The sequence below is a fragment of the Sphingosinicella sp. CPCC 101087 genome (assembly GCF_004151485.1).
Taxonomy (GTDB): Bacteria; Pseudomonadota; Alphaproteobacteria; order Sphingomonadales; family Sphingomonadaceae; genus Allosphingosinicella.
Map to the genome: position 1 here is coordinate 291389 of NZ_SBFF01000003.1, position 15647 is coordinate 307035.

Here is a 15647-nt window from a genome sequence, read left to right on the forward strand (position 1 = left end):
AGATCGGGGTAAAAGTCGTGCGTCTGTTAACTTTTCTCGGCGGCTTGTCCGGACTGTTCATGGCCGGCCTGCTCGCCGCCCAGCCCGCTGTGGAGTCACAGGCCCAGCCTGCCGTGCCGCCGCCCCCTGCGGTGGAGCCGGAAAATGTCTGGAACCTCGACCTCACGACCGGCGGCCGCGTGTCGATCCAGCTCCGCCCCGACGTCGCGCCCAACCATGTCGAACGGATCAAGACGCTCACTCGGCAGGGATTCTATAACGGCCTCGTCTTTCATCGAGTCGTGGAAGGCTTCATGGCGCAGGGCGGCGACCCGACCGCGACCGGCACGGGTGGATCCGATCTTCCCGATCTCGCCGCCGAAATTCGCGGCCTGCCGCACGTTCGCGGCGCGGTCGGCATGGCGCGCGCGCAGGATCTAAACAGCGCCAACAGCCAGTTCTACATCATGTTCGTGCCGCGGTTGACGATGGACAGCGACTATACGGTCGTTGGCCGGGTCATCTCCGGCATGAACTTCGTCGATTTGATCGAGCGCGGCGAACCGCCGCTCAACCCGACGCGCATCGTCCGCGCGTCGATCGGGTCGGACAATGTGCCTGCGCTCTCGGCCGAGGAGCTTCGTGCCGCCGCCTCGCAAAATGCGCCCGCGTCGGCCGCTGATCTGGGGCTTCTGCTTCAGCCCGGCACGCCGGCCGGTCCGGAGGTGCCTGCCGCTGCGCCGCCGCCGCGCGAGCTCGAGCCCGCGCGAAGCCCTCAGGCGCGCCCGCCGCGCTAGGACCGGCGAGGTGCGGGTCGACCGCTTCGACTTCGAGCTTCCCCCCGGCCGGATCGCGCTGAGGCCCGTTTCTCCCCGCGACGCCGCGCGCCTCCTTCTGGTCGACGGGGAAGTGGTCTCCGATCGAACCGTTTCCGATTTGCCCGGCCTGCTCCGGCCGGGCGACCTCCTGGTGTTCAACGACACCAGCGTCATCCCGGCCCAGCTCGAAGGCCGTCGTGGCGAGGCGAGAATCGGGGCGACCCTTCACAAACGGGAGGGGCCGCGCGAATGGCGGGCCTTCGTCCGCAATGCGCGCCGGCTGCACGCCGGCGACCGGATCGACTTCGGCGAGGGCGTTGCCGCCATTGCCGGCGGGCGGGGCGAAGACGGGTCGGTCCTGCTCCGCTTCGAAGGCGAGGATCCCGTCGAGCAATTGCTCGAGCGCGCAGGTCGTATGCCTCTGCCGCCCTACATCGCCGGACGGCGCGAAGCCGATGCGCGCGACCGCGAAGACTATCAGACCATGTTCGCGCGCGAACCGGGTGCGGTGGCGGCCCCGACTGCGGCGCTCCATTTCACGCCCCGGCTGATGGCGGCGCTGGAAGGGGCCGGCATTGGCCAGGAAACCCTTACCCTGCACGTCGGGGCCGGCACCTTCCTCCCGGTCAAGGCCGAGGATACGGCTGACCATGTCATGCACAGCGAATGGGGCCGGATTCCCGCTGCCACCGCGGAGCGCCTCAACCGGGTTCGCGAGGGGGGCGGCCGCCTGATCGCCGTTGGGACCACTTCGCTCCGGTTGATCGAAACGGCGGCGGACGAAGCCGGCATCATCCATCCGTTCGAGGGCGATACGGGGATCTTCATCACCCCCGGATATCGCTTCCGCGCCGTGGACGGGCTGGTGACCAACTTCCATTTGCCGCGCTCGACCCTGTTCATGCTGGTGTCGGCCCTGATGGGTCTGGAGACGATGCGCCGCGCCTACGCTTACGCCATTGCGCAGGGCTACCGCTTCTATTCCTACGGCGATGCCAGCCTGCTGCTGCCGCAACGCGCCGGCTGAGGCTTCAGCCTACCTCGACGCCCTTCCAGAAGGCGATTCGATCGCGGATCTCGGCGGCCTCGGGCTTGGGGGCCGGATAATACCAGGCCGCGTCCCGATTCTCCGCATCGTCGACCACGACGTGGAAATAATGGGCGATCCCTTTCCAGGGGCAGACGGTGGTGGTGTCGCTCGGCTTGAGCCGGGCCGTGTCCACCGAGTCCGCGGGGAAATAATGATTGCCTTCGACGACGACCGTATCGTTGCTTTCGGCGAGCACGGCGCCGTTCCAGCGAGCGCGTATCATAAGGCACCTCCCGATAGACGGTGATAGAGCATTTCCGAGCCAGGGGGGCCATGCCCGGCGATCCGGAAACCAAGAGCTTTTACGAGATGTAGCGCCACCGTGCACGGGGAGATAGTTGACTAAGTCAAGTGTTAACGGTATTTCTCGATCATGGACGAGGCCGTTGCCGCCCTGCGCGACTTCAATCGCTTCTACACGCGGTTCGTCGGCGCGCTGGATGCTCACTATCTCGGCAGCGACCTGTCCCTGGCCGAGGCGCGGCTGCTCTATGAGATCGCCACGCGCGTCTCGCCGATCGCCTCCGAGCTGCAGGCCGATCTCGGCCTGGACGCCGGCTATGTCAGCCGGATCCTCCGGCGCTTCCACGCCAAAGGGTGGATCAGCCGCGAGCGAGGCAAGGATGCGCGCCAGCGGCCGATACTCATCACGTCCGAAGGCCGAGCCAGGTTCGAAGCGCTCGACACGGTCATCCGGCGCCAGCTGGCCGAACGGCTCGAGCCGCTCCGGGCGGCCGACCGGGAGATGCTGGTGGAGGCGCTCGGCGCGGCCCGCGCCCTTCTCGGCGGCGGTTCGGCGTCGTGGGCGATCCGAACCTTCCGGGCCGGCGATCTGGCGATGATCGCGGCGCGGCAGTCGATTCTCTACGAGAGCTATGGCTGGGGTCGGCCGATGGAGATCCTCCAGGCCGAGGTCACCACGGCTTTCCTCAGGGACTTCAAGCCGGGGCGCGAGCAATGCTGGGTCGCCGAACGGGCCGGCATGATGGCCGGATCGGTGCTGATCGTCGATGCCGGCGGCGGCGTCGGGCAGCTTCGCTTGCTCTATGTCGAGCCCTGGGCTCGCGGCCTGGGCATCGGCGCGGCGCTGGTCGACGAATGCGTCGCATTCGCGCGCGGCGCCGGTTACGAGCGGATCAGCCTGTGGACCCACACCGTCCTGGAGAGCGCGCGGCGAATCTACGCTGCCGCGGGATTCAGGATCGTCGCCACGGAGATCCACGATGAATTCGGAAGGCCCGAACAGGGCGAAACGTGGGAGCTTGCACTGACCCGGTGAGCCGGTAAGGGCCCCGGATGCCCGCTTCCTCGCGTTTCTCCTTTTCGATCGCCGCCCGCGACGGCCGTGCCCGGACGGGGGCGATCGCCATGATCTGTGGTGAGATCCGGACCCCCGCCTTCATGCCGGTCGGGACGGCGGCCACCGTCAAGGCGATGAAGCCGGCCGACGTACGCGCCTCCGGTGCGGACATCATCCTCGGCAATACCTATCATCTGATGCTCCGGCCGGGCGCGGAGCGGATCGCGCGGCTCGGCGGACTGCACGACTTCATGGGCTGGAAACGGCCGATATTGACCGACAGCGGCGGCTATCAGGTGATGAGCCTGGCCGATCTTCGCAAGGTGACCGAGGAGGGCGTGCGCTTCCAGAGCCACCTCGACGGCTCCACCCACATGCTGACGCCCGAACGGTCGATGGAGGTGCAGCGCCTGCTCGGGACCGACATCGTGATGGCGTTCGACGAATGCACGCCCTTTCCGGCCGAGCGCGACACGGCGGAGCGGTCGATGGAACGCTCCATGCGCTGGGCCAGGAGGTCGCGCGATGCGTTCGACGCCGGCGGCGAGCATGCCTCACGTGCCGCCCTGTTCGGGATCCAGCAGGGCTCGATGGAGGAGGATTTGCGCCGGGCCTCCGCCGAGGCGCTGACCGGGATCGGGTTCGACGGCTATGCGGTCGGCGGCCTTGCCGTCGGGGAGGGGCAGTCCGAGATGTTCAGGGTCCTCGATTTCGCGGTCCCGATGCTCCCCGAGAACCGCCCCCGCTACTTGATGGGAGTCGGCAAGCCGGACGACATTGTCGGCGCGGTCGAGCGCGGCATCGACATGTTCGACTGCGTCCTTCCGACCCGTTCGGGACGCACTGGCCAGGCCTTCACCCGCGACGGGCCGATCAACATCAAGAATGCCCGTTTCGCCGAGGACAGGGACCCACTCGATCCGGGCTGCGCCTGTCCGGTCTGCGGCACCTGGTCGCGCGCCTACATCCACCACCTCGTGCGCTCGGAGGAGATATTGGGGGCGATGCTGATGACGGAGCACAACCTCAACTTCTACCAGCAGCTGATGGCGGACCTGCGGGCGGCGATCGGGGAGGGACGATTGGCGAACTTCGCCGCCGACTTCCGGGCACGCTATCGCCGGGAATAGCTATGGCGTCCCGCGGAAGGCGGGCGCAGCTTCATCTTCGAGGAACCGAGGCCCGGTTCTAGGCGGCCGCGCGTCCGGTCGCTTCCGCGGTGGACGTGACCGCGCAGAATTCCATCGCCAACGTCGCGACGTGCGCGTCATGGATCGCGCGGGCGGAAATCGTGCCGCCGCGGCCGTCGGGAAGGTCGAAGCAGTCGCAGGCGTCGGCGACCAGCACCATGCGCCATCCCATGTTGGCCCCGGTGCGGATGGTCGTCGACACGCACATGTCCGTGGAAATGCCGAATGCCACGACCGTCTCGGCGCCGAGCCGTCTCAGCCGCAGGTCGAGGTCGGTGCCGATGAAGGCGGAATTCACGGACTTGGCGACCACCGGCTCGCCATCCTGCGGTTCGAAGCCGGAGCGAAAGGCGTTGCCCCAATGGTCCGCGGCAAGCGATGAGCCCGGCTGCACCGAATCATGCCGGACGTGGATGATCGGCGCTCCAGCGGCCCGCCAGCGCGCCAGCAGCGCGCGACCATTGGCCTCCATCTCGTCGTTCCAGCGGGGCGGCCAGCTTGGGTCGTCAAAACCCTGCTGAACGTCGATCGGCAGCAGCACGGTGCGGGAAAGGTCGGTCGTGACGCTCATTTCGGGTCGGCCGCCGTCATGCCGGTAGGCCTCAGCCCCCGAAACCCTGGCCGAGGAAGCTCGGCACCGGGCCGTTCCAGCCCTCGTCAGCAGGCTCGGGCTGCGAGTCGCGGCCGCGCCTCGAGGGCTGCCCGCCGGCGGGCCTCGAATTCTCCGCGCGTTCCTGGGGAGCGCGCGGGGAGGGCGCTCTTGCTGCGGGCTCTTCGCGGTCGCGCTGCGGGGGCGCTTTTGGTGTCGCTTTCGGCTCGTCCGACTGAGCGTCGCGCTCCGAAGTCTTGGTCCGGGATCGCCGGGCCGGCCGCTCGGCGGCTCGCCGCCGCTCGCCCGTCTTTGGTTCGGCAGTCGCCGCTTCCGCTTCCGGCGGCGATTCCGCCTCGCCGCCGATCTCGGCAATCTTCGTGCCGATCAGCTTCTGGATGTTGTCGATCGCCTCGGCATCGTCGCGTGCGACGAGGGTGATGGCGATCCCGGTGCGCCCGGCGCGGCCGGTGCGGCCGATTCGGTGGACATAGTCGTCCGGATGCCAGGGCACGTCGAAGTTGAAGACGTGGCTGACGCCCTTGATGTCGAGGCCGCGGGCGGCGACGTCGGAGGCGACGAGGATCGAAACCTCGTCATTCTTGAATCGGTCGAGCTCGCGGATCCGGTCGGCCTGCTCCATGTCGCCCTGTATCTGTCCGGCGGCGAAGCCGTGCCGCTTGAGGCTCGTCGCGAGGTCGCGGACGGTCGTCTTCCGGTTGCAGAAGATGATGGCGTTTCTCACCTCCTCGGCGCGCAGCAGGCGTACCAGGGCGTCCTTCTTCTTGCGCGAATCGACCCGCATCATCCGCTGCTCGATCGACGAGGCGGCGGTCGCCGGCCGCGCCACTTCGATCGTCTTCGGGCTGGTGAGGAACCGGTCGGCCAATTTCTTGATCGGCGGCGGCATGGTCGCCGAGAAGAGCAGGGTCTGCCGGTTCGCCGGCAGTTTGGTGCAGATCTGCTCGATGTCGGGGATGAAGCCCATGTCGAGCATCCGGTCCGCCTCGTCGATGACGAGCAGGTTGCAGCCGGTGAGGAGGATGTTGCCGCGGTCGAACAGGTCCATCAGCCGCCCGGGCGTCGCGATCAGCACGTCGACTCCCTTCTGCAGCGCCTTCACCTGGTCGCCCATGCTGACGCCGCCGATCAGCAGCGCCATCGACAGCTTGTGGTGCTTGCCATATTTCTCGAAATTCTCGGCGACTTGGGCGGCGAGCTCGCGCGTCGGCTCCAGGATGAGCGACCGCGGCATGCGCGCGCGGCTGCGTCCCTGCGACAATATGTCGATCATCGGAAGCACGAATCCGGCGGTCTTCCCGGTGCCGGTCTGAGCGATGCCGATGATGTCGCGGCCCATCAGCACCGGCGGGATCGCCTGCCGCTGGATCGGCGTCGGGTCGCTATAGCCTGCCTCGCTTACGGCGCGGAGCAGTTCGTCGGAAAGGCCGAGGTCGGCAAAGCTCATGTAGAATCCGGGGGTTGGGCTGTCTCTCGATCAAGCCGCGTCGCTGACGCCCGTTGTGCCAAGCGGCTCGCCTTGTCAAGGTACGCGGCGCCCTTGAGCCGGAGCGGGACGCCGGACTCGGCTATGGCTGCTCCGGCGTGAGCGCCTTGAAATCGTCGATCTGGCATTCGCCCCCGGCACGCGATCGGATCGAATCCCGATCGGCGCAGATGCGTCCGTCCTGGGTCGCGTTGATATAGAAGCCGCGATAATAGTCCAGGGCGGGACAACGGCGCTGCAGCACCGCCCGGACCCGACTGTTGTCGCGAAGGATCAGGTCGACGCTGTTCGGGCGCAACGACGTCGCGCCGGTGACCTGCCGGGCGGTGAGGCACCGCGGCCCACGCCGTTCGCGCCAGTTCGTCGGCGCGCCGCCGGCGGCGGCCGTGCGCCGCTCGCGCGTCACGCGGATGATGATCTGCTGATGACGTATCCTGACGTCCTCCGCGCGAGGCGAGGGCGGCGCCGTCTGCCCTCCGGCGCCGATCAGCGCGAGCAGCAGCACGGTCGTGCCGGCCAGAATCATGTGTTGCGGTCCATGGCGTGCGGGGATTCATCCCTGCGCTTGAACATGCGATTAATTGCCCCCCGTGTCCCGCCCGTCTATCTGCCGCCGCATGCCCTCTCCGTCCAGTGCGCTGCTCGAACGGCTCGCCGCCTTGCTCGGCCCCAAGGGCTTCGCCCGCGAGGCGACGGCGGTCGAGCCTTGGCTGACCGACTGGCGCGGCCGTTTCCACGGCAAGGCGGCCGCCTTGCTATCGCCGTCGACGCGCGAGGACGTAGCCGCGATCGTCGGACTGTGCGCGGCTGAAGCCGTTCCGCTCGTTCCGCAGGGCGGCAACACTTCGATGGTCGGTGGCGCCACGCCCGACGGGTCCGGCGAGGCCCTTCTCCTTTCGCTGCGCCGGATGAACCGGATCCGCTCGCTCGATCCGGCCGCCGGGCTCGCGACATGCGAGGCGGGCGTGATCCTTGCCCATCTTCACGAGGCGGCGCTGGCCGCTGGCCGCAGATTTCCGCTCACTCTCGGCGCTCGTGGCTCGGCTACCGTGGGAGGGCTCGTCTCCACCAATGCCGGCGGCACCCAGGTCCTGCGCTTCGGCACGATGCGCCGGCTCGTCCAGGGCGTCGAGGCCGTGCTGCCCGACGGAAGTCTGTTCGAGGGCCTCTCGCCGCTCAAGAAGGACAATCGCGGCTACGATCTTACGCAGCTGCTGATCGGCGCGGAAGGCACGCTCGGAATCGTCACCGCGGCGAGCCTGAGGCTGGTTCCGGCCGTCGGGGAGCGGGCGGTGGCCTGGGCGGGCGTGGAGACGCCGCAGGCGGCGCTGAAGCTGCTTCGCCACCTCGAAACCGTGGTGGGCGATTCGATCGAGGGATTCGAGCTGGTTCCGGCCAGCGCGCTCGACCTCGTGCTCGAACATGTCCCCGGCACGCGCGCGCCCCTGGCGGGACGGCATCCGTGGAACGCGCTCATCGAGGCGGCCGTGCCGATGGCGGTCGCGAGCCCGGAAAAGGCCCTCTATTCCGCACTCGGATCGGCGCTCGAGATCGGCCTCGTCACGGATGCGACGATCGCCGCCAGCGATGCCCAGGCCGAGGCGATGTGGCGCCTGCGCGATTCAATCTCGGAGGCGGAGAAGAAGGACGGCATCGCGGCCAAGCACGACATTTCGGTGCCGGTGGCCGACATGCCGGCCTTCCTGGTCGAGGCGGCCGAGGCGGTCGAGGCGCGGTTTCCGGGTGTCCGGGTCAATGCCTTCGGCCACCTCGGCGACGGCAACATCCATTTCAACGTGCGCGCCCCGCGGAGCTCGGGCCCCGCCTGGCTGGAAGGCGAAGGCGAGGCGGTGACCGCCTTGGTGCACGACCTGGTGACCGCCGCGGGCGGGTCCATTTCGGCAGAACATGGCATCGGCCAGATGAAGCTTGCGGAATTCGCCCGGCTCGGCGGCGCCACTCGTATCGCGGCGATCCGGGCCATCAAGCAGGCGCTCGATCCGGCGGGGATAATGAACCCCGGAAAGCTGGTTCCGCCGGTCGAGGATCCTCACGACGGGCTTGCAGAAAGGGCTCGCCGCCCATAGACCGAAGCCTTGAAACCCCGGTCCGCCAGCGCCGGCCGGGGGTCCGATCCTTCATGGAGACTGCCTCATGGCGACTCAGCCGCCGCCCAACCTGCCGCTCTTCTACAAGAACCTTCAGCCGCTCTCGAGCACGCATCACAGCGGCTATCGCGCCCGCCAGAGCGACAAGGCGCCTTACTTTGCGACGGCGCACGCCATTCCCCTGACGATCGACGAGTTCGTTCATGCCCAGCGCTTCATGCCGATCGTCTTCTCGACCGGCGAGAGCGTCGTTCCGCTCGCGCTGACCGGCCTTAACGAAGGGGTCAACGTGTTCCTCGACGAGGAGGGAAAGGCGCTCCAGCCCTTCTACGTGCCGGCCTATGTCCGTCGCTACCCCTATGTGCTGGCCCGCCTGGACCAGAATGCGCAGGAGCTTTCGCTCTGCTTCGATCCGACCAGCGATCTGATCGGCGAATTCGATTACGGCGCGCCCTTGTTTGAGGCAGAGAAGCCGAGCGAGCACCTCAACAACGTCCTCAAGTTCTGCGAGGACTTCGAAGTCGCCGGCCAGCGCACGGCGGCTTTCGTCAAGGAGCTCCAGGGGCTCGACCTGCTGATCGACGGCGAGGTCTCGATCCAGCCGAACGACAGCGACAAGCCGTTCATCTATCGCGGCTTCCGGATGGTCGACGAGCAGAAGTTCCGCGACCTGAACGGCGATCAGCTGCGCAAGATCAACCAGAACGGCATCATGCCGCTGATCGTCGCGCATCTCTTCTCGCTGTCGCTGGTTCGCGACATCTTCGCCCGCCAGATGGCGCAGGGCAAGGTGCCGCAGCCGAACGCCGAGCCGCTCACCGCCGAAGCCTGACCCACCTCGACCCGGTCGCATTTTTCGGGCGCGCGATTCCTTCGCGCGCCCGCAATGCGTGGGAATTGCAAGGGCCGCTTGAAACCCTCGAAGCGGTTCCTACATCCCTGATGCGTCGTCGTATTTCCCCCCTTTGCGGCGGCGCGATGCGCCCCCTTCCCTGAAGGCGGGCGCTCCTCCCTGAACTTGGCCACCTCGCGGTAACGCGAGGTGGTCTTTTCTTTTTGGACCTTGGCCGGAAGGGCGCCGCTTCACTCCGCGGCGAGCGCCGGCTCACCGCCGAGCAGCCGCGCCTCGAGCGCGCTCGTCACCGCCGCGATCAGCGCGCAGGCGCCGGCGAAACCGGGGCCTGGCGACCGAAGCTCCGCGTCCAGATAGGCCGATCGATCGATCTCGAGCTGGATCGCGTGGATCGAGCGGTCCGGCCGCCCGTGGCGTGCGCAGACATATCCACCCGCATAAGGGGCGTTGCACGCCGTGCGGTATCCCAGCGATCGGGCCGCGTTCATCGCCGCCTGGACCAGGCCCGGGTCCGAGCTCGTGCCGTAGCGGTCCCCGAATACGACGGGACTGTCGCCGCCTCCACGCGGCGGCATCGAATGGCAGTCGAGCAGGACCGCCGCACCGAACCGGTCCCGGCTCTCCTCGAGCGCCCGTTCGAGCGCCTGGTGGTAAGGGCGGTGAATCCGCTCGATCCGCCGGCTCAGTTCCTGGCGTGGCACCCGTTCGCGCCAGATCGGGCCGACACCGGAGATTCTGGACGGGATCAGGCCGATCCCGCCCCGGCTGCGTACCGACGCGAGGATGCTCCCCGGCGGCAGGGTGGGTGTCACCATATTGGGGTCGATTTCCCGTTCGTCCCGATTCAGGTCGATTTCGGCACGCGGTGTCCGGGCGATGAAGGCCGTGGCGCCGGCGGCGGTGGCGCGCCAGACGAGCCGGTCGACCAGACGGTCCTCCAGCGTCTGGAGCACGCCGAGCGGGACTCGGGCCGCCTTGACCAGCTCCGGCGAATAGTGCCGGCCGGCATGGGGAACGGAAAGGATGACCGGGGAGACCGGCCGTTCGGGGCCGATTCTGAAGAAGGAAGATGGAGGCGAATCCTCGCTCATCGCTATGTCAGAGGTAGGGCCGGGTCGGGGCGCGCGCAATCTCGGCGCGCGGTTCGGCTGGAAAATATTAAGCGCTTCGCGCATAAGCGCATCCGTGGGCGCCGCCGCGAGGGCGCATTATGGAGCACGGATGCTGAGGATCCTCCTGGCCGAAGACGACGAATCGATGCGCGTCTACCTGACCCGCGCGCTCGAGCGGGTCGGCTATGCGGTGACGCCGGTGGATCGCGGCACGGCAGCCTTGCCTTTGCTCGAGAGCGAGCCGTTCGATCTCCTCCTCACGGACATCGTCATGCCGGAAATGGACGGGATCGAACTCGCCCAGAAGGCGGCCGAAATCGCTCCCGATATACGGGTCATGTTCATCACGGGATTCGCTGCGGTGGCGCTGAAGGCCGGGCGCAAGACCCCGGACGCCAAGGTGCTCTCCAAACCCTTCCATCTGAAGGATCTGGTGGCCGAGGTCGAACGGATGTTCCAGTCCGAGGACCAGCACGGAAGATTGTAGCCGGCGGCGGGTTGCGCCGGTCGGGGACGCTCGCTACATGGGCCGCCTCGTGGGCGTGTAGCTCAGTGGTAGAGCACTGTGTTGACATCGCAGGGGTCGCAAGTTCAATCCTTGCCACGCCCACCATTTTCTCCTTTTAGGCCGCGATCGGCTGCTCGGCGCGAAGGCGCGGGCTGGCGGCTTTCGCCCGAGATCGACAGGAGTCGATCGGGCCTCTGCGATCGGCGTGTCGATCCGGCACGGTCGTCGAGAAGGTCGGAGACGATTCCTGTTACGGGAAATGCCCGGCCGCTTGTCCTATGGCGAACGGCTGACCCGATGGAGGAGGCGACCGCTGCGGCATGGTCGACGATTTCGCGCTCAACAGATGGTTCTGCGGCGAGGTGCTCCCCCTCGAGCGTGTCCTGACCGCTTTCATCCATCGCAACTGGCGGGTGGAGGCCGATCTCGCCGACCTCAGGCAGGAAATTTACGAGCGCGCGCTCATGGGGGCTCGATCGGGCTTGCCGCAGCATACCCGGGCCTATCTCTACACCATCGCCCGCAATCATCTCATCAATCGGGCGAAGCGGGCTCAGATCGTGTCGATCGACCTCGTCGCGGATCTGGAGCGGCTGGACGACGGATTCGACCGCCTCTCGACCGAGCGCGTGCTCGACGCTCGCGATGAACTCAGACGTGTCCAGCGTGGCTTGGAGGCGCTTCCGCCGCGTTGCCGCGAGGTGGTCCGCCTGCGCAAGGTGGAGGGTCTGTCGACCCGCGAGGTCGCTCAGCGCATGGGGATCGGGACCGACACCGTCGAGAAGCAGATGACGCTGGGGATGCGCGCTCTGGTCGATTTCATGCTCGGTGGCGCGGGGAGGGTGCGCCGCCACGACGGTGGTGCTTGCGGGCGAAAGGCGGTGCGGCCGTGAGCGCTCGTGATCGGATCGAGGAGACGGCGGCGGCCTGGCTGGTCAGGCAAGAGGACCCGGCCTGGACGGGTGCCGACCAGGCGGAACTCCAGGAATGGCTCGATCGATCGATGGCGCACAAGGCTGCCTATTGGCGGCTCGAACATGGTTGGCGTCAGGCGGATCGGATCTCGGCCCTTGGTGGTGGGGTCCGCCCTGCCGTCGGTCCCAATTGGTCTTCCCGCCCAATTCTCGCTCTGGCCGCTTCGTTGATCGCCGCTCTCGCGCTTGGAGTTGTTCTCCTCGTCCAGGCCGGGTCTTCCACCGGCTCGGCGCAACCCGACGCCGCGGTTCGCCAGGCGGTGACTCCCGTCGGTGGTCAGCGGCGCCTGGCGCTTGCTGACGGCAGCCGCGTCGAGCTGAACACCGACACCGACCTGCGCTACGCGATCGGCCGCGAACGACGTGAGATCTGGCTGGAACGCGGCGAGGCCTTTTTCGAGGTCGCTCGGGCTCCGGGCCTGCCGTTCGTCGTCCACGCGGGTCCGAGGACGGTGACCGTGCTCGGTACCCGCTTCTCGGTTCGCCGCGAAGGCGACCGCGTCAGCGTCGCGGTGCTCGAGGGGCGAGTCCGGGTCGACGAGGATGCGGACCCCGCGCCGGGCCGGTCGGCGACGCTGGTCGGCGGCGATCTCGCCATCGCCCAGGGAACCTCCACATTGCTGACCGGGAACTCGGCGGAGCGGGTGCACGATGCTCTTGGCTGGCGGCGTGGAATGCTCATCTTCAGCCAGTCGACGCTTGCCGATGCAGTTGCCGAGTTCAACCGGTACAACCGCGTTCAACTGATCGTCGCCGATCCGGCCGCGGCCGAGATCCGGATCGGCGGATCCTTCCACGCGGGCAATGCGCGCGCCTTCGCCCGGTTGCTCCGTGACGCCTACGGCCTCAGGCTGAAGGAGCAGGACGGCAGCATTCTGATCTCGAGCTGAGCGGCGTTACGGGTTTCCGAAGCCCGTCTGTCTACCCCTTGTGAAATTCCGGTATTGCGAGATCGGGGGGTATTCGAATGATCAGGCGTTTGGCCGCGGCTCTGGCGAGCGGAACTTGCTTCACCTCATTGGCCGTCGCTCTGCCTGTGCCGGCTTTTGCCCAATCAGGCGCGTTCGACATATCGCCCGGGAGCCTTCAGCAGGCGCTCGATGCCTGGGCCCGCCAGTCCGGTCGACAGATCATCTACCGCGTTGAGGAGATACACGGAGCCCGCAGTCCCGGCGCCCGGGGCCCGCTGGGCGCACAAGCGGCGCTCGAAGCTTTGCTGGCCGGCACCGGTTTCGTCGCTCGCATGGACTCGTCCGGGGCGGTGGCGATCGTCCGCGCCGCACCGGTCGCGACGTCTGCAGGCGTGGCCGGAGGGCCGGACGATGCGGCCGCCGAGATCGTCGTCACCGGATCCCACATCAGGGGCGTCCGCGACACGGCGTCGCCGACCCAGACCATCACTCGCCGTGACATCGAGAAGACGGGCTATTCGACCGTCGAGGAGCTGTTCGAATCCCTGCCCCAGAATTTCGACGAAGTGACGCCCGAGGGCCGCTTCGCCAATGAAGGCGGATCACTGCTTCGCGGGCTCAATAATTCGCGGGTGACCGCGATCGACCTGCGCGGCCTCGGCGCGCAGTCGACCCTCACCCTCGTCAACGGCACGCGGCGCGCGGGCAGCATCGGCGGACGCGTCGTCGACATCTCGGCCATCCCGCTGTCGGTAATTGAACGCGTCGAAATCGTGACCGGCGGTCGGTCCGCCATTTATGGAGCGGACGCCGTGGCCGGCGTGGTCAACCTGGTCACCCGGCGCAGCTTCGACGGAGCCGAGAGCCAGGCCTATTTCGGTCTTGCGCAGGAGGGCGGGGGCGAGCGGCTTCAGCTCAGCCAGCTGGTCGGCATGGAAGGCGACCGCGGAGGCTTCGTCGCAGCCTATGATTTCGCGCGTTCCTGGCCGCTCGACCTCGCCGATGTCGGCTTGCTCTCGCTCGAACCCAACCCCGAGATCGGCCTCACCCAATTGACCCTGAACGCCCAGGCCGACTCGAGCCGCCATTCCGCCTACCTCGCCGGCCGCTACGACCTGACCGGTTCGATCGAGGTACATGCCGAGACGCTCTACACGCACCGCCGCTTCGAGGATTTTTCGCTGCGTTTCTTCGAAGGTGCTGCCGAGAACAGTTTCACCGACATCGTCAATCCGACCGAGCATCTCGGATTTTCCGGCGGCGCCCGCGCGGATCTCGGGTCTGATTGGACGCTGAGGCTTTCCGGTGCATTGAGCCAGGTGGCGAACACCGCCCGCACCGCCTTGTTCATCGATCTTGGGGTCGTCTCGATCTCCGATGACAGCGTCGAAAAGGCGCGATCGTCGCTGGTGACCGCGTCCTCGATCGCGGACGGTCCGCTCTTCACGGTGGCCGGGATCACGCCGCGCCTGGCCATCGGAGCCGAATGGCGCCGGGAGGGGTTTGAGAGCGTCATCGACGGCGTTCGCGACAGCGATCTCAGCCGCAACGTCAAATCGGCCTTTGCCGAGCTGCTGGTGCCCTTTGCCGAGGGCGGGCCCGAGGGGCTCCACCGGCTCGAGCTGTCGCTGGCTGCGCGTTACGACGATTACAGCGATGTCGGCGGCACCTCCAATCCTCAGATTGGGATGATCTGGGAGCCGGTCCGCGGCCTCGCCTTTCGCGGCACCTATTCGACGGCGTTCCGGGCGCCGGCCCTGATCGAACTCGAAGGCTCGGTCGACGCCTTCCTCGAACTCGTTGAAGATCCTGCCGGCGGTCCCTCGGTGCCGGTTCTGTTCATCGACGGCGAGAATCCGGGGCTCGAGCCGGAGGAGGCCGAAACCTGGACGGCCGGTTTCGACTATGAGCCCGTCTTCCTGCCGGGACTGCGCCTGTCCTTCTCCTATTTCGAAGTCGAATATGATGGGCGAATCGAGCAGCCCAGCGTCAATGCCGACCGCGAGCTCGTGCTGGTTCGGGCCGACCGCTTTCCGGGCCTCGTGACGCCCATGCCATCCGCCGCCCAGGCGGCCGACTTCCTCGGCCGGGACGCCGACGGATTCATCAGCAACGATACCGGCATTCCCTTCGACCCCGCCGCCCAGAACATACTCGACGTCTTTCCCGACCTCGTCCTGTTCGACAATCGCACCAGCAACATCGCCGTGGAGACGGTGCGGGGCCTCGATTTCGGCGTCGACGCCGTCTTTCCGACCGGCTGGGGCGAAATCGACCTCGGCCTCAATCTCACCCACACATTCGAGCATGAGCGTCGCGTCACGCCGACCAGCCCCGCCTTCAGCCTGCTCAACGAGGTCGGCAAGCCGGTCGACACGCGCGCGCGCCTGCGGGCCGGTTGGACCCGTGGCGCGTTCGGCGCCACCTTCTTCGTCAACCATGTCGAAGATTATGCCAATCCCTTCTCGACCCCGCCGTCGCGAATGGATTCCTGGACCACGGTCGATCTCACCCTGCGGCTCGATGGATCGCGTCTCTCTCCGACCGGATTCCTGAAAGGCCTGAGCGCCGCGCTTGCTGTCCAGAATCTGCTCGACGAAGATCCGCCGCTCTTCCGGAACAGCCTGCAGGGACTGCTCTACGATTCCGCAAATGCCAGTCCGTTCGGCCGCTACTTCTCCCTGCGCCTGACCCAGCGCTGGTAGACC

The 15647-nt window shown here is 67.3% G+C and carries 15 protein-coding genes and 1 tRNA gene; 11 read left to right on the top strand and 5 right to left on the bottom strand.

What is annotated here, in order from left to right; translation table 11 throughout:
- Positions 1-17 precede the first annotated feature (17 nt).
- Together EKM57_RS06665 and queA are read left to right on the top strand one after the other, a co-directional pair.
- Positions 18-776, top strand: a complete 759-nt coding sequence (locus EKM57_RS06665; RefSeq protein ID WP_371414124.1) for a peptidylprolyl isomerase — start codon at positions 18-20, stop codon at positions 774-776.
- A 10-nt stretch (positions 777-786) separates the two neighbouring features.
- Positions 787-1824: a tRNA preQ1(34) S-adenosylmethionine ribosyltransferase-isomerase QueA gene (queA, locus tag EKM57_RS06670; protein ID WP_129791693.1), complete on the top strand. Its 1038-nt coding sequence runs from the start codon at positions 787-789 to the stop codon at positions 1822-1824.
- Between the two features lie 4 nt (positions 1825-1828).
- Here queA and EKM57_RS06675 read toward each other — a convergent pair whose 3' ends face one another.
- Entirely contained in the window at positions 1829-2110 is a 282-nt protein-coding gene (locus tag EKM57_RS06675; protein ID WP_129791694.1) for a DUF427 domain-containing protein, read from the bottom strand.
- Positions 2111-2260: 150 nt separating this feature from the next.
- Between EKM57_RS06675 and EKM57_RS06680 the strand changes: the two genes are divergently transcribed.
- Both EKM57_RS06680 and tgt read left to right on the top strand, forming a co-directional pair.
- On the top strand, positions 2261-3166 hold the full coding sequence (locus EKM57_RS06680) for a helix-turn-helix domain-containing GNAT family N-acetyltransferase (protein WP_129791695.1): 906 nt from the start codon (positions 2261-2263) through the stop codon (positions 3164-3166).
- A gap of 17 nt (positions 3167-3183) precedes the next feature.
- Positions 3184-4317 carry a tRNA guanosine(34) transglycosylase Tgt gene (tgt, locus tag EKM57_RS06685; protein WP_129791696.1) on the top strand — a complete coding sequence of 378 codons (1134 nt, stop codon included), beginning with the start codon at positions 3184-3186 and terminating at the stop codon, positions 4315-4317.
- A 58-nt stretch (positions 4318-4375) separates the two neighbouring features.
- On the opposite strand, the gene EKM57_RS06690 is transcribed toward tgt, so the two are convergent.
- The 3 genes from EKM57_RS06690 to EKM57_RS06700 form a co-directional block, all read right to left on the bottom strand.
- Positions 4376-4948 carry a cysteine hydrolase family protein gene (locus EKM57_RS06690; protein ID WP_129791697.1) on the bottom strand — a complete coding sequence of 191 codons (573 nt, stop codon included), beginning with the start codon at positions 4946-4948 and terminating at the stop codon, positions 4376-4378.
- Positions 4949-4979: 31 nt separating this feature from the next.
- The gene (locus EKM57_RS06695) at positions 4980-6434 is read right to left on the bottom strand and encodes a DEAD/DEAH box helicase (protein ID WP_129791698.1); all 1455 of its coding nucleotides are present in this window, start codon (positions 6432-6434) and stop codon (positions 4980-4982) included.
- A 121-nt stretch (positions 6435-6555) separates the two neighbouring features.
- Positions 6556-6999, bottom strand: a complete 444-nt coding sequence (locus EKM57_RS06700) for a hypothetical protein (RefSeq protein ID WP_129791699.1) — start codon at positions 6997-6999, stop codon at positions 6556-6558.
- Between the two features lie 91 nt (positions 7000-7090).
- Here EKM57_RS06700 and EKM57_RS06705 point away from each other — a divergent pair, with 91 nt between their 5' ends.
- Together EKM57_RS06705 and EKM57_RS06710 are read left to right on the top strand one after the other, a co-directional pair.
- Positions 7091-8560 carry an FAD-binding oxidoreductase gene (locus EKM57_RS06705; RefSeq protein ID WP_129791700.1) on the top strand — a complete coding sequence of 490 codons (1470 nt, stop codon included), beginning with the start codon at positions 7091-7093 and terminating at the stop codon, positions 8558-8560.
- 67 nt (positions 8561-8627) lie between these two features.
- Positions 8628-9413 carry a SapC family protein gene (locus tag EKM57_RS06710; protein WP_129791701.1) on the top strand — a complete coding sequence of 262 codons (786 nt, stop codon included), beginning with the start codon at positions 8628-8630 and terminating at the stop codon, positions 9411-9413.
- Positions 9414-9664: 251 nt separating this feature from the next.
- On the opposite strand, the gene EKM57_RS06715 is transcribed toward EKM57_RS06710, so the two are convergent.
- On the bottom strand, positions 9665-10525 hold the full coding sequence (locus EKM57_RS06715) for an N-formylglutamate amidohydrolase (protein WP_165357226.1): 861 nt from the start codon (positions 10523-10525) through the stop codon (positions 9665-9667).
- A gap of 130 nt (positions 10526-10655) precedes the next feature.
- On the opposite strand from EKM57_RS06715, the gene cpdR reads away from it, so the two are divergent.
- From cpdR to EKM57_RS06740, 5 genes are all read left to right on the top strand, one after another.
- Positions 10656-11033 (top strand): cell cycle two-component system response regulator CpdR, encoded by a 378-nt coding sequence (gene cpdR, locus EKM57_RS06720; RefSeq protein ID WP_129791703.1) that lies wholly within the window; start codon positions 10656-10658, stop codon positions 11031-11033.
- A gap of 51 nt (positions 11034-11084) precedes the next feature.
- Positions 11085-11159 (top strand) — tRNA-Val (locus EKM57_RS06725).
- 215 nt (positions 11160-11374) lie between these two features.
- On the top strand, positions 11375-11947 hold the full coding sequence (locus EKM57_RS06730) for an RNA polymerase sigma factor (RefSeq protein WP_129791704.1): 573 nt from the start codon (positions 11375-11377) through the stop codon (positions 11945-11947).
- Complete coding sequence (locus EKM57_RS06735; RefSeq protein WP_129791705.1) at positions 11944-12918, top strand: FecR domain-containing protein; 975 nt, start codon at positions 11944-11946, stop codon at positions 12916-12918. Before EKM57_RS06730 ends, EKM57_RS06735 begins: the two co-directional genes overlap by 4 nt.
- 77 nt (positions 12919-12995) lie before the next feature.
- Positions 12996-15644, top strand: a complete 2649-nt coding sequence (locus tag EKM57_RS06740; protein ID WP_129791706.1) for a TonB-dependent siderophore receptor — start codon at positions 12996-12998, stop codon at positions 15642-15644.
- Positions 15645-15647: the final 3 nt, after the last annotated feature.

Coding starts and splice junctions, on each gene's coding strand:
- EKM57_RS06680 (WP_129791695.1), top strand. CDS start 2,261: ATGGACGAGGCCGTTGCCGCCCTGCGCGACTTCAATCGCTTCTACACG.
- EKM57_RS06675 (WP_129791694.1), bottom strand. CDS start 2,110: ATGATACGCGCTCGCTGGAACGGCGCCGTGCTCGCCGAAAGCAACGAT.
- cpdR (WP_129791703.1), top strand. CDS start 10,656: ATGCTGAGGATCCTCCTGGCCGAAGACGACGAATCGATGCGCGTCTAC.
- EKM57_RS06705 (WP_129791700.1), top strand. CDS start 7,091: ATGCCCTCTCCGTCCAGTGCGCTGCTCGAACGGCTCGCCGCCTTGCTC.
- EKM57_RS06715 (WP_165357226.1), bottom strand. CDS start 10,525: ATGAGCGAGGATTCGCCTCCATCTTCCTTCTTCAGAATCGGCCCCGAA.
- EKM57_RS06710 (WP_129791701.1), top strand. CDS start 8,628: ATGGCGACTCAGCCGCCGCCCAACCTGCCGCTCTTCTACAAGAACCTT.
- tgt (WP_129791696.1), top strand. CDS start 3,184: ATGCCCGCTTCCTCGCGTTTCTCCTTTTCGATCGCCGCCCGCGACGGC.
- EKM57_RS06700 (WP_129791699.1), bottom strand. CDS start 6,999: ATGATTCTGGCCGGCACGACCGTGCTGCTGCTCGCGCTGATCGGCGCC.
- EKM57_RS06690 (WP_129791697.1), bottom strand. CDS start 4,948: ATGAGCGTCACGACCGACCTTTCCCGCACCGTGCTGCTGCCGATCGAC.
- EKM57_RS06740 (WP_129791706.1), top strand. CDS start 12,996: ATGATCAGGCGTTTGGCCGCGGCTCTGGCGAGCGGAACTTGCTTCACC.
- EKM57_RS06695 (WP_129791698.1), bottom strand. CDS start 6,434: ATGAGCTTTGCCGACCTCGGCCTTTCCGACGAACTGCTCCGCGCCGTA.
- EKM57_RS06730 (WP_129791704.1), top strand. CDS start 11,375: ATGGTCGACGATTTCGCGCTCAACAGATGGTTCTGCGGCGAGGTGCTC.